The sequence below is a fragment of the Algoriphagus iocasae genome (genome assembly GCF_014206875.1).
In the GTDB taxonomy this organism is placed as follows: Bacteria; Bacteroidota; Bacteroidia; order Cytophagales; family Cyclobacteriaceae; genus Algoriphagus; species Algoriphagus iocasae.
This window is the reverse complement of sequence record NZ_JACIJO010000002.1, coordinates 345579-357942: the sequence shown is the minus strand read 5'-3', so window position 1 is coordinate 357942 and position 12364 is coordinate 345579. Positions and strand designations below refer to the sequence as shown.

Annotated in this window: 10 protein-coding genes; 8 read left to right on the top strand and 2 right to left on the bottom strand. The window is 39.7% G+C overall.

From position 1 onward, the window contains the following. Positions 1-10 precede the first annotated feature (10 nt). Entirely contained in the window at positions 11-1120 is a 1110-nt protein-coding gene (locus FHS59_RS09020; protein ID WP_184494820.1) for a hypothetical protein, read from the top strand. Between the two features lie 10 nt (positions 1121-1130). On the opposite strand, the gene FHS59_RS09015 is transcribed toward FHS59_RS09020, so the two are convergent. Beyond that, positions 1131-2765 carry a carbon starvation CstA family protein gene (locus FHS59_RS09015; RefSeq protein ID WP_184494819.1) on the bottom strand — a complete coding sequence of 545 codons (1635 nt, stop codon included), beginning with the start codon at positions 2763-2765 and terminating at the stop codon, positions 1131-1133. Positions 2766-2993: 228 nt separating this feature from the next. Here FHS59_RS09015 and accD point away from each other — a divergent pair, with 228 nt between their 5' ends. From accD to FHS59_RS08980, 7 genes are all read left to right on the top strand, one after another. After that, a complete protein-coding gene (gene accD, locus FHS59_RS09010) occupies positions 2994-3836 on the top strand; it encodes an acetyl-CoA carboxylase, carboxyltransferase subunit beta (protein ID WP_184494818.1) in 843 nt (280 codons plus the stop codon). 134 nt (positions 3837-3970) lie between these two features. Further along, entirely contained in the window at positions 3971-5275 is a 1305-nt protein-coding gene (gene nqrF / locus FHS59_RS09005; protein ID WP_184494817.1) for an NADH:ubiquinone reductase (Na(+)-transporting) subunit F, read from the top strand. 194 nt (positions 5276-5469) lie between these two features. After that, entirely contained in the window at positions 5470-6621 is a 1152-nt protein-coding gene (locus FHS59_RS09000; protein ID WP_184494816.1) for a formimidoylglutamase, read from the top strand. Continuing rightward, positions 6622-6849: a cytochrome b5 domain-containing protein gene (locus tag FHS59_RS08995; protein WP_184494815.1), complete on the top strand. Its 228-nt coding sequence runs from the start codon at positions 6622-6624 to the stop codon at positions 6847-6849. It begins immediately after the preceding gene. Between the two features lies 1 nt (position 6850). Then, on the top strand, positions 6851-7693 hold the full coding sequence (locus FHS59_RS08990; RefSeq protein ID WP_184494814.1) for an N-acetylglucosamine kinase: 843 nt from the start codon (positions 6851-6853) through the stop codon (positions 7691-7693). 96 nt (positions 7694-7789) lie between these two features. Next, on the top strand, positions 7790-8605 hold the full coding sequence (murQ, locus tag FHS59_RS08985; RefSeq protein WP_184494813.1) for an N-acetylmuramic acid 6-phosphate etherase: 816 nt from the start codon (positions 7790-7792) through the stop codon (positions 8603-8605). Positions 8606-8731: 126 nt separating this feature from the next. Continuing rightward, positions 8732-10165 (top strand): pseudouridine synthase, encoded by a 1434-nt coding sequence (locus FHS59_RS08980; protein ID WP_184494812.1) that lies wholly within the window; start codon positions 8732-8734, stop codon positions 10163-10165. 81 nt (positions 10166-10246) lie between these two features. Here the strand turns inward: FHS59_RS08980 and FHS59_RS08975 are convergent, their stop codons facing one another. After that, a complete protein-coding gene (locus FHS59_RS08975) occupies positions 10247-12355 on the bottom strand; it encodes a beta-L-arabinofuranosidase domain-containing protein (RefSeq protein ID WP_184494811.1) in 2109 nt (702 codons plus the stop codon). Between the last annotated feature and the right edge of the window lie 9 nt (positions 12356-12364).

The window sequence follows — 12364 nt, the reverse complement described above, 5'->3', positions numbered from 1 at the left end:
CAACAAACCCATGAATAATTTTACCAAAATAATCATATCAAGTGCCATTTTGATCTGTTCATACCTATCGGCAAATGCCCAAGGTTGTGTGGCAATTCGACAATTTTCAGGATTAGGAAATGCTGTCGGTCAGGGTAATATGCTCGAGCCCGGAGAATGGAATGTTTCTGCTAATTACAGATACTTTAAGTCTTTTCGACATTTTCGAGGTTCTCATGAGGAGCCAAATCGAATCGAAGATGGTACCGAAGTAATCAATCATCAACATGGTTTGGATATCAATATCAGCTATGCCTTTAATGAAAGAATCTACGGGATTGTTTCTTTGCCATTCCAATACAATGAAAGAAGTTCCCTATACGAACACGGAAGAACTGAGAGACATACAACTTACTCCAAGGGTTTTGGGGATATGAGAATAGGTGGAGGTTACTGGTTGCTTTCTGGCGAAAAGGCGAAAAAGGGGAATACCGCTATTGGCTTAGGATTGAAATTCCCGACTGGAGATTATGCAGCTACTAGTACGTTTTATAACCAAGGCACTGAAGGAGGTACAGAAGTGAAGACTGTGGATCAATCGATCCAACTTGGAGACGGAGGTACTGGAATCATCATTGATTTTCAAGGTCTTTGGAATCTGAAAGGGACCTTGTTTTGGTATTATGATGGATTTTATATGTTTAGTCCAAAGGAAACCAATGGTACTCCAACCAACAGAAGACGTGAAAATGAGGCAATCATGAGTGTGCCGGATCAATACGCGCTAAGAACTGGTCTTTTCAAATCCTTTACCAATATTCATGGTTTAGGAATTTCTCTTGGCGGTCGTGTAGAAGGCATTCCTGTTCATGATGCCATTGGAGGAAGTGAAGGTTTTAGAAGACCAGGATACATTGTTTCTGTTGAACCTGGAATCAGTTATATGAAAGGGAATGTGACCGGGACTTTGAATGTTCCTTTTGCTTTGATCAGAAACAGAACCCAAAGTGTGACAGATATCGAAAATTCTACTCCTGACGATGTTGTTCACGGAGATGCTGCATTTGCAGATTATCTGATCAATTTCACATTGGCAGTGCGAATTCCTAAAAAGATAACTTCACCTTTTGGATCACTATAAAATTTTGAGGTCAAAGTGCTTTTGCTGGCTCTTTGACCTCATTTTTTAGACTTTTTGTTGCCAAAACCATCAAAGAAATTGCCAGAATAAACAAGGCAGCGGCAATTGCAGAAAGCACATATACCTCATCCTGAAAGTTTCTCCAAGCAAATAATCCTAGCGATGCCAATGTAACGGTAAACATGAAAAACATGGGAATCGTGACAAACCATGCGTTTACTTTTTCCCGAATCATCCAGACTGCAATTGTTAATAAAGCCAAGGCAGCTAGTAATTGGTTTGCGGATCCAAATATTGGCCAAAGCGTAGTGAACTCGCCTGATACTAAAAGTAAAATAGAAAGTCCAACTACAATGCTTGTAGAAAGGTATCTATTGGTTGCTATTTTTTTAGCCGCAGGCTGAGGGAGGTCTTCAAAGTATTCCTGAAGGGTAAATCTGGCTAACCGGGTACAAGTGTCTAGTGTAGTTAAAGCAAAGGCTGAAACTGTCAAAGCCACAAAGGCAATTGCAAAATCTTCAGGTATTCCCAAACTGGAAATCATGCCTCCTAATCCAGAAGAAAATAAAGCAACAGGGCCGTCACCAGTTAGCTTGTTTAAATAATCTCCTCGCTCTAAAACAATGACTGCACAGACAGAAATTATTGCAAGGAAAGACTCGATTAGCATTCCTCCAAACCCTACAATTTTGGCATCACTGGCTTTGTCAAGTTGTTTCGAGGTAGTTCCTGAGGCAACTAATGAGTGAAATCCGCTAATGGCTCCACAGGCTATTGTTATAAATAAGACAGGGAAAATATAGCCTAAGCTTTCTGAACTGGCGATAATTTCATTGCTCATTTTTACTTCAGGATTTGCTACAAAAATCCCTAAGACTGCAGCAAGGATCATCCCATACAATAAGAAGCTATTAAGGTAATCTCTCGGCTGAAGCAGTAGACTGACAGGGGTTACCGATGCGATAAATGCATACCCCAATAAAGCCAAAATCCAGATTTTGTAATCTAAAACTATCGGAAATTGAATTCCTACAAATACGAACAGGTACATCAATATCACTCCCACTGCACTTAATAAGATAAAAGCTAATTTCCTGTTACCAACTAGTTTGCTTACAGCGCCAAAGGCCATGGCAAGGAAAATAAATGAAATTGAAGCCGAAGCGACACCAGGATTACTGATAAATGTTTTGGCGATAATATCTGCAAAAACTCCGATTACCAGGATTAAGGTTGAAAATGAGAAAAGGATAAAGAGTTGCTTACCCTTAGGGCCAATTTGTTTTCTGATGATAACCCCAATCGATTTTCCATCCGTTTTGAGGGATGCTGCCATACTTCCCAGATCGTGAACAGCGCCGAAAAATATTCCGCCCACTAGAATCCATATCACAGCAGGAATCCAGCCAAATGTTACAGCGATGATCGGGCCGACAATAGGGCCAGCACCAGCTATTGATGCAAAATGGTGTCCTAAGACCACAATTGGTTTGCTAGGCTCGTAATCTACTCCGTCATTAAATTCATGGGAAGGAGCCGGTTTGTCATCAGAAAGCCCAAATTTTTTGTAAACGTAGTTCCCGTAAAATTTATATGCGAGGAAAAGAATGATTCCAGATGAAATTAATAATAATGGGAGGCTCATAATTTGGGTTTTTGGCAGATTACAAATTACTGCTTATTTGGTGTTTAACGCATTGTTTTATCAAAATAACGTAATATTTCACCTCCGAAAAAAGAATTTAAAAAGGAAATCTGAGACAAATTCGACCTAAATTATAATAAGCCTAAATGATTACCGGTTTTATTTAATGGAGATTAGGACTAAATTTGTAACCTTTGAATTGTCAAAACAACGACCTAACATCACAATATGGCTTGGTTTAAAAGAACTGACAAAGGCATCAAAACTTCGACTGCGGAGAAAAAGGATACTCCTGATGGCCTTTGGTTTAAGACCCCTAATGGGAACATCATTCATACTCGTGAGTTGAAAAACAACGCGTACGTATGTCCTGACGATGATTTTCACGTAAAAATCGGATCTAAAGAATATTTCGAAATACTGTTTGATGGAAATAAATTCACGGAGTTAGACAAGGATATGAAGTCTGGTGACCCGTTAAAATTTACTGACACCAAACCTTATACAGCGAGAATCGAGGCGACGATCAAGAAAACAGAACTAAATGATGCCGTAAGGTCTGCCGTGGGCAAAATGAACGGACTGGATTTAGTGGTTTCTTGTATGGACTTTAACTTTATCGGCGGTTCCATGGGTTCCGTGGTAGGGGAGAAGATCGCCAGAGCTATCGATTATTCTTTAAAACATAAGGTTCCTTTCCTTATGATTTCCAAATCTGGCGGAGCCAGAATGATGGAAGCAGGATTTTCTTTGATGCAAATGGCAAAGACTTCAGCAAAATTAGCACTCCTTGATCAGGCGGGAATTCCTTTTATTTCCCTTTTGACAGACCCAACTACTGGTGGAGTGACCGCTTCTTATGCAATGCTTGGAGATTTTAACATCGCTGAGCCAGAGGCATTAATCGGTTTTGCTGGCCCAAGGGTAATTCGTGAAACAATTGGAAAAGATTTGCCAAAAGGATTCCAGAGTTCGGAGTTCGTTTTAGAGCATGGTTTCCTAGATTTTATCATCGATAGACGTCAATTAAAAAGTAGATTGACCACTTTGCTAAACCTCTTGCATAATTAATCAGTTATTCTATCAAATGAATTGCAGTTTCAAGCCAAATTTGGTTTTGGTTTTGACCTGTTTATAGGATTAATAAATATATTTGTGTTCCAAAATCGGAAACAATCCAGACGAAAAAGTAAAACCAATATTTCATGGGTTCAGTAATTATTACATCCATCGTAGCATTTACAGTAATTATTTTGCTACTGGTATTTATCCTCCTGTTTGCACAGTCTAAACTGGTAAACTCCGGAGATGTCAACATTGTCATCAATGGCGATGAAAGTTCCCCAATTGTAACAGCAGCAGGTACAACCTTGCTTTCAACATTGGGTGGACAGAAAATCTTCCTTCCATCCGCTTGCGGTGGTGGTGGTACTTGTGCTATGTGTAAATGCGTGGTTGAAGAAGGTGGAGGAGAAGTTCTTCCTACTGAAGTTGGCCACTTAAGCAGAGCAGAGCAGCAAGGAAATGTCCGTTTGGCTTGCCAGGTGAAGGTGAAAAATGACATGAAGATCCGCGTACCGGAAGAAATCTTCGGTATTAAGAAATGGGATTGCGAAGTTATTTCCAACTACAACGTTTCTACCTTCATCAAAGAATTTAAAGTGAAACTTCCTGAGGGAGAGACTTTGAACTTCGAAGCTGGTGGATACATCCAGATTGACGTTCCTGTGATTACTGTGAACTTCAAGGATATGGATATTACTCCACATCCTGAGTTGGGTCACCCGAATGATGTATATCAAAGCGATTGGGATAAATTTGGTCTTTGGGATCTTGTCATGAAAAATGATGAGGAGCTTTTCAGAGCTTACTCCATGGCTAACCACCCAGCAGAAGGAAATATCGTGATGTTGACGATTCGTATCGCAACTCCACCTTGGGATAGAGCAAATAACAAATGGATGGATGTAAATCCAGGAGTTTGTTCTTCTTATGTGTTCTCTAGAAAACCAGGTGATAAAGTAACCATTTCCGGACCTTATGGTGAATTCCATATCAATCCAACTCAGAGAGAAATGGTTTATATCGGTGGTGGTGCTGGTATGGCTCCTTTGAGAGCTCAGATTTTCCATCTGTTCCACACTGAAAAAACTTCAAGAAAAGTATCTTACTGGTACGGAGGTAGATCTAAGAAAGAATTGTTCTATGTTCCTCATTTCAGAGCTATCGAAGAAGACTTCCCGAACTTCCAGTTCAATATCGGTCTTTCCGAGCCGCTTCCTGAAGACAATTGGAAAATCAAGAAGTCTTTAGACGATAAAGAAGGTGATGGTTATGTAGGGTTTATCCACCAAGTATTGTATGATAACTACCTGAAAAATCACCCTGAGCCAGATGAGGTTGAATATTACCTTTGCGGTCCTCCATTGATGAACGCTGCCGTTCTGAAATTGCTGGATGATTTAGGTATTCCACAAGAAAATATCCGATTTGATGATTTCGGAGGTTAATATTAAATCCCGCTTCGGCGGGATTTTTTTTGCTTATGTATGTGACAATTAGAAGCTTGATTTTTTCTCTTTTTATTGCCTTCAGAAAGGCAGGGATTTTGATGCATTCAATTTATTGATCCGGGAAAATTGGAATTCAATTCTCCTCAAATCCCTATCATATTTTGATTATTTTTACCCAACACCACAGCCTTATGAATATTCAATCCCTTTTTGACCCTGTTGCAGAATTCCTCTGGCAAAAAAAATATCCTGAAAATACCTTCTTCCATCAGATTCACTTTTATGGAGAAACTTTCCCAAATCTAAAAGGAGTTCAGATAGCGATAGTCGGTCTTAAAGAGACCAAAGGAATCAAGAAATATGAAAGCCTAGATCGCTCCAGTTCAGAAATCAGAGAGAAACTCTATGAGTTGAAAAGAGGCTTCGGAGCTATACGGGTAGCAGATTTAGGAGATTTGATTTGTGGAGAGACTTTGGAAGAAACGTATCAAAGAATCCAAAAAGTAGGGGAGGCTCTGATGAAACAACAGATTCTTCCTATTTACATAGGAGGGACGCACGACTTGGATTATGGGCAATATTTGTCCTACCAAAACATGAAAAAGTTGGTGAGCCTATTAACTGTAGATGCCAAAGTTGATATGGAGGAAACCGGTCCAATGGCAGATAAGCATACCCAAGAAATTATCCTTCACCAACCCAATTTCCTATTTTCATATTCACACATTGCCTATCAGAGTTTTCTGGTTGATCCATCTTTGATCAATGTGATGGAAAAGCTTTATTTTGAGCATGTACGATTGGGGCAAGTTAGGTCTGAGTTTAAAGAAATAGAACCAATCATTCGAAATGCTGACTTTTTAAGCTTTGACCTTGCAGCCATTCAGTCTACAGATGCTCCCGGAGCTGTTGATGCACAACCTTTTGGATTGACAGCTGAGGAGGCTTGCCAAATTTGTTGGTTTGCAGGGACAAATGAAAAACTGAGCTCTATCGGAATTTATGGGTACGAGCCGTACTACGATGATGCTCATAATAAGACTGCCAAAGTGGTAGCAGTCATGATTTGGTACTTTATCGAAGGATTTTATTCCAGAAAGGATAGCTTGTCCTTTAAGAGTAATGATTATATTAAATACACGGTTTCGCTGGATTCAAAACCTAACACCATTGTCTTTTATAAGAGTAAAAAAAGTGGGAAATGGTGGATGGAAGTTCCGCAAAATGAAACCGAAAAGTTTGAAAGAGGAAGTACGGTGCCATGTAGTTATGCAGACTACCAGATGGCCCAAAAAGGAGAAATTCCGGAACGTTGGGTAAACGCTCAGATCAAACTTCTTTAAATGAAAGTTTATACAAAACAGCAGCTTGCCTTACGTAATGGACAGGATAAACCTGAAATATGGATTGCTTATCAAGGGGTGATTTATGATGTGACACATTCCAAAATGTGGAGAAATGGTAAACATTATGAACACTGGGCTGGACAAGATCTGACTGAAGAACTTGTGGATGCCCCTCATAACAATCAGGTGTTTAAAAAATTCACTGCGATAGGCCAATTAGGATAACATGATTTTAATAGCAGACAGCGGATCTTCAAAAACTGATTGGAGAGTCATACATAAAGATGGCAAAATCAGCCAGTACCGAGGAGTTGGTTTTAACCCTTATTACCAGACTTCAGAGGAAATGGCTACTCAAATGCGCCATGAATTTCTGATCAATTTGGAATCAGAGATTCAGGAGATCTATTATTATGGTGCAGGCTGTTCAGTTGATTCCCGGAAGCAAGAAGTTGCCATTGCACTAAGAACCATTTTCCCAAAAGCAACTATCAATGTGGATCATGACTTAGCTGCTGCTGCAAAAGCTACCTGTGGACATCAGGCAGGCATTGCATGCATTCTGGGAACAGGTTCCAATAGTTGCGATTATGATGGAAATGATATCATCGATACGCGACCGGCGCCAGGCTTTATTTTAGGAGATCAAGGCGGTGGAGGTTATGTGGGAAGGAAATTTCTCATGGATTTTATCAATGAAGAAATGCCGATCCCCATCAAGGAAGAATTGGAGGAGAAATTGAAATTGACCCCAACTTCTATTCAAGAGCATGTGTATAGACAGCCTTTCCCTAATAGATATATGGCAAGCTTTTGCCGATTTATTACAGAGCATAAGTCTGACCCATACTGCTACATGCTTTATTATAATTCCTTTCAGGAGTTTTTTAAAGTACATGTAATGAAGTATAAAAATTATAGAGATAAGCAGGTTAATTTCGTCGGTTCTATTGCCTATTACAATAGTGATATTCTTCGGAAAGCCGCTTTGGATTCACAAATATCCACGAACCTTATCATCGAAAGTCCTATTTCTGGATTGACACTTTACCATCAGGAAAAACTGTAAAACAAGAAAGTCCGAAAGCATTCTACGCTGGAAATATGAATTTAACCACTAAAATCAGCAGTAGCTGAAAGGCCTTTGAACTCAAAACCTAATTCAATGAAAGTAACCGAAAGTTCCTCCCATTACGATAACCTCGAAAAAATGACCGTTATGGAACTTCTCCATAACATCAACAAAGAAGATCATCTCGTTCCTGTGGCGGTCAAAACTGTTTTGCCTGAGATTTCTAAGTTGGTGGAGAAAATCGTTCCAAGAATGGAAGCAGGTGGAAGACTGATCTACATTGGGGCTGGTACCAGTGGGCGCTTAGGAATATTAGACGCATCAGAATGTCCTCCGACGTATGGAGTGCCTCATGAGTGGGTAATTGGAATTATTGCAGGTGGAGATGTAGCAATTAGAAAAGCGGTCGAGAATGCAGAAGATGATCCAGAACAGGCCTGGAATGATATCCTTAAATATGGTTTTAATTCAGATGATACAGTAATAGGGATTGCTGCTTCGGGCACGACACCATATGTGATCGGAGGAGTGAAGATAGCTCGTGAAAAAGGTTTGTTGACAGGTTGCATAACCTGTAATCTGGATTCTCCGCTTTCGAAAGAAGTGGAATACCCAATAGAAGTAGTCGTTGGACCAGAATTTGTCACTGGAAGTACTCGTATGAAATCAGGAACAGCCCAAAAACTGGTTCTTAATATGATTTCTACCACTGTCATGATCAAACTTGGAAAGGTTAAAGGAAACAAGATGGTGGATATGCAACTTTCTAATGCAAAGCTTGTGCAACGTGGTACCAACATGATCATGGAAGCGACAGGAGTCGATGAGGCGACAGCCAAAGAATTATTGCTCACTCAAGGCTCTGTGAGAATGGCAACAGAGCATTTCTACAAGAATATCAAATCCTAGTTTCCATTTATTTTTGAAAGGGATAGGGATAGTTTTCAGGAATGGACGTATCTTTGCACCCCAATTAAGCATTTGATAGTCAATTGCTTATTTTAAACAAAAATCCAGCAGTGATGCTGCATACTTATGAAAGGAAATAATCCAAAAAAGCAGTTTTTTAAAGGAGATAACTCCGAATCTCAACCTCAAAGAAATACAGGAAGAGGTGATTCGAAGGGTAGAGGTAGAAAAACTGATTCGGCAGATCATGAATTTGATCTTGGAAAGAGATCATTTGATTCCCGTGATGGAAAAGCCGGTAAGCCATCCTTTGGCAAAAAGAAAGACTTCAAATCTAATTCCCCAAAGTCTCTAGGCGAGAAAAAGTTTGGTTCTAAATTTCAAAAATCCGAAGAAGGATCTTTTGGGAAGAAACCTACATTTGGAGGAAAAAAAGAAGGCTTTTCTGGAAATAAATTTGAAAAAAGAGATGATTCTGGTTTCTCCAAAAAACCAGGTTACAAAGGTAAATCAGACAAATTCTCTTCTTCTGATAAATTTCAAAAAGGCGAATTTGGCCCAAAGAAATTTGATAAAAAGCCAGGTTCCAAATTTGACAAACCATTTAATAAAGATGGAAAAGGAAGTGGATTTGGATCCAAGGACTCTAATGAAGGACTTGTTTACAAAGGAAGAGGAAGAGATCAAAAACCGGTTTTTGCTCCGGGAAAACCAAAGAAATTTGAAGGTAGAGCAGATGCTACCGGATTTGGAAGAAAAAGAGTCAAAATAGACTCTGAAGCTCAAAACTCAAGACCCGATTACAACTTCGATCAGCTTCCTGCTAAAAAATCAAAAAGCAAGTCAGAAGATGGATTGCTTCGATTGAATAAATACATAGCCAATGCCGGTATTTGCGGTAGAAGAGAAGCAGATGAATTGATAGCTCAGGGTCTAATTTCTGTCAATGGCGAAGTGGTCACAGAATTGGGTCATAAAGTAAGTAGAACTGACAGAGTCGTTTATCAGGGAAGAAAAATCAATCCTGAAAAACCGGTTTATGTGCTATTGAATAAGCCTAAAGATTTCATCACAACTACTGAAGATCCGCTTGAAAGAAAGACTGTAATGGCCTTGGTAGGAAATGCTTGCGATGAGCGAATTTTCCCTGTTGGACGATTGGATAGAAATACCACTGGTCTTTTATTATTCACTAATGATGGGGAACTAGCGGCTAAACTTTCTCATCCATCCAATCAAATCAAAAAGATCTATCAGGTCACTTTGGACAAACCTTTGACTCATAATGATGAGAAGGATATTTTGGAAGGATTGACCTTGGAAGACGGAGACGTGCAGGTAGATGATATGAAGGTATTGTCTGTTGATCGTAAGATTCTCGGGTTGGAAATCCATGTGGGAAGGAATAGAATTGTCAGAAGGATTTTTGCGCATCTAGGATATGAAGTGACTGCTTTGGACCGAGTGATGTATGCTGGATTGGATAAGAAGGATCTTAAAAGAGGTCATTATCGATTCCTTACTGAGCAGGAGGTGATTCGATTAAAATATTTTGCATAAAAGGAAAAAGCTCCCAATTGGGAGCTTTTTTTGGTTTATAATAAACACATATTTTCAATTAAATCTTCATCCATCCACTTTTTATTCCAGTATTTTAACGACTGGAAATTCTGTGATTCTTAAAGTAGTACAACCATAAGGGATTAAGGTAAGAACCTGATTTTCACTTTCCCATGCTGAATGAGAGATTTCAGATCTTAGATTTTCTGGTAAAATTGGCGATCCATTTACCGTTTTCCATTCATCCAATTGGATACCATTGATCGTGATTTCTATTGGAACATTTTCCAGATTCCAAGGATAAGATCCATCCCATTCATTTTCTTTAATCTCCAAAGAAGCAGCTAAATTATCGAGCGCAGATTGAGGCAGAGCAAAATTCCATGGACTGGTTGATTCATGTTCTGTGAAAGCCTTAAATCTGTCATTTCTATCTTTGGTTGTGGATTGGGATTCAATTTTCAAACTATAGACTAGAGGGCCTTTTTCAATTGCGGCCATTCCCTGATACCATCTTGACACTTGAGGATTACTTGGCAGTGTCAAAGTAATCTGGTCACCATCATTCCATTTTTGATTTAAAATTGCGACTCCATTTCTAGTTTGAAATTCCACATCCTCACCATTTATTTGAATAGATGGAGAAACAACCCAAGAAGGAATTCTAAGGTGAAATGGGAATTCAGAGCTTTTCGAAAGTTCCATTTCGAAAGAAACCTGATCTCTGAATGGATAGCCGGTACTTTCTTTCAATGTCAATTCTGCTTGATCTCCCACAAGTAATTCCACAGTGCTAGGGGCATATTGAAGTGCAGCAACGCCTCGATCCGGTGTAGCATAGAAAAGATTTTGTACAAACTTAGGCCAACTCTGGTGCATATTCGTGGTGCAGCAAGGATAACCTGTCAACGTGCCAAATACGAAATCAGTCCCACCATGATTCGCTGTCTCATAAGAGACAGCCATCCGGTCTGAAAGGGAAACTTGATTTGCTGCTTGGAAATACTGTCGTGAACTGTAATCATCTGAGGCCTGAGTAGGCAAGGCATTAAAAGTGATTTTTTCTAAAAGATCGGCAAACTCCATGTCCCCCGAGATTTTTATCAGGCTCTCCAAAGAATACATTTCCTCCGAAATGGAGCAAAATTCGATGCCTTGTGTTGGAGCATTTCCATGCAATGGCTCATCTCCACCATACATTCCCTGAGCCTGTCCATGGTGTTTTTTCAAAGTTGCCAAAGCAGTTTTGATGGAAGTTATGGCAGCTTGATCCCCACTTTTTTGATAGTAAATCCCAGGCTGTTTGAGACCTTGGGCAACATTTACGGTATGGAGACCTGGGACTTGGGTTAAGGAAAGACTTTTTATTTCCTCCTGGTCAAAAGGATAGCCTTTCACCTGATTATAATGCCAGATATTTTCAAATACACTGTCATTTTCAGGATTTTTGTAAACAGTTTGCCAAGGAAAAGTTTGTTCCTGAATCAGGTCTCCCAATTCGATTAATTTGGAATCTCCAGTGATATTGTACAACCAAAAAACCACTTGTAGATTATCTCCTGCACGACGATTAGCCCAAAAGGAAAGATGATCCATAGGTGTATTGGGCAGTTCCTTCAATTGGAAATGAAAATAGTTTGTCAATGCCTGAATCACTCGTTCGTCACCGGTAGCCTGATAGTATTGCTGAAGAACTTTCAGCATGACCATTTTGGGCCACCAGTCTTTACGAGGACCTTTTTGAATTCCTGCTTCAGGTTCTGGATCCTCCTCAAAAGGGATAGGACCTAAGTATCCGGATTCTGCCTGATTCTCTAATGTCCAATTGACCCATTTCAAGGCCTTTTCCCTTAGTTTTTCATCTTCGAGAATATATGCCAGAGGTAACAGTCCATCGATCCAATAGGGACCTCTTTCCCAACCATCTCCATCGCCACCAAGCCAACCATTCCGATCTCCAACTACTTCAGGGTAAATTTCATCTAAGTGACCAGTCATTCCATTTGCCATGAGTTGCAATTGATCTTTCAGCCAACCTTCTGGACGAATGCTTCCAAGTGGTAACTCTAAATAAGCTGTAGGAACTAGAGGAGCACGATTGGAAAGATAATGAGGTTCATTTGATTGCTCGGGAGATTTACAAGCAAAAAGAATCACTAAAAATAGTAGGGTTATAAAACGATGCTTCATGGTAAAGTT

Excerpts from the sequence above, each read along its gene's own strand:
- FHS59_RS09015 (WP_184494819.1), bottom strand. The coding sequence starts at position 2,765 with ATGAGCCTCCCATTATTATTAATTTCATCTGGAATCATTCTTTTCCTC.
- FHS59_RS09000 (WP_184494816.1), top strand. The coding sequence starts at position 5,470 with ATGAATATTCAATCCCTTTTTGACCCTGTTGCAGAATTCCTCTGGCAA.
- FHS59_RS08990 (WP_184494814.1), top strand. The coding sequence starts at position 6,851 with ATGATTTTAATAGCAGACAGCGGATCTTCAAAAACTGATTGGAGAGTC.
- FHS59_RS08995 (WP_184494815.1), top strand. The coding sequence starts at position 6,622 with ATGAAAGTTTATACAAAACAGCAGCTTGCCTTACGTAATGGACAGGAT.
- FHS59_RS08975 (WP_184494811.1), bottom strand. The coding sequence starts at position 12,355 with ATGAAGCATCGTTTTATAACCCTACTATTTTTAGTGATTCTTTTTGCT.
- murQ (WP_184494813.1), top strand. The coding sequence starts at position 7,790 with ATGAAAGTAACCGAAAGTTCCTCCCATTACGATAACCTCGAAAAAATG.
- FHS59_RS09020 (WP_184494820.1), top strand. The coding sequence starts at position 11 with ATGAATAATTTTACCAAAATAATCATATCAAGTGCCATTTTGATCTGT.
- FHS59_RS08980 (WP_184494812.1), top strand. The coding sequence starts at position 8,732 with ATGAAAGGAAATAATCCAAAAAAGCAGTTTTTTAAAGGAGATAACTCC.
- accD (WP_184494818.1), top strand. The coding sequence starts at position 2,994 with ATGGCTTGGTTTAAAAGAACTGACAAAGGCATCAAAACTTCGACTGCG.
- nqrF (WP_184494817.1), top strand. The coding sequence starts at position 3,971 with ATGGGTTCAGTAATTATTACATCCATCGTAGCATTTACAGTAATTATT.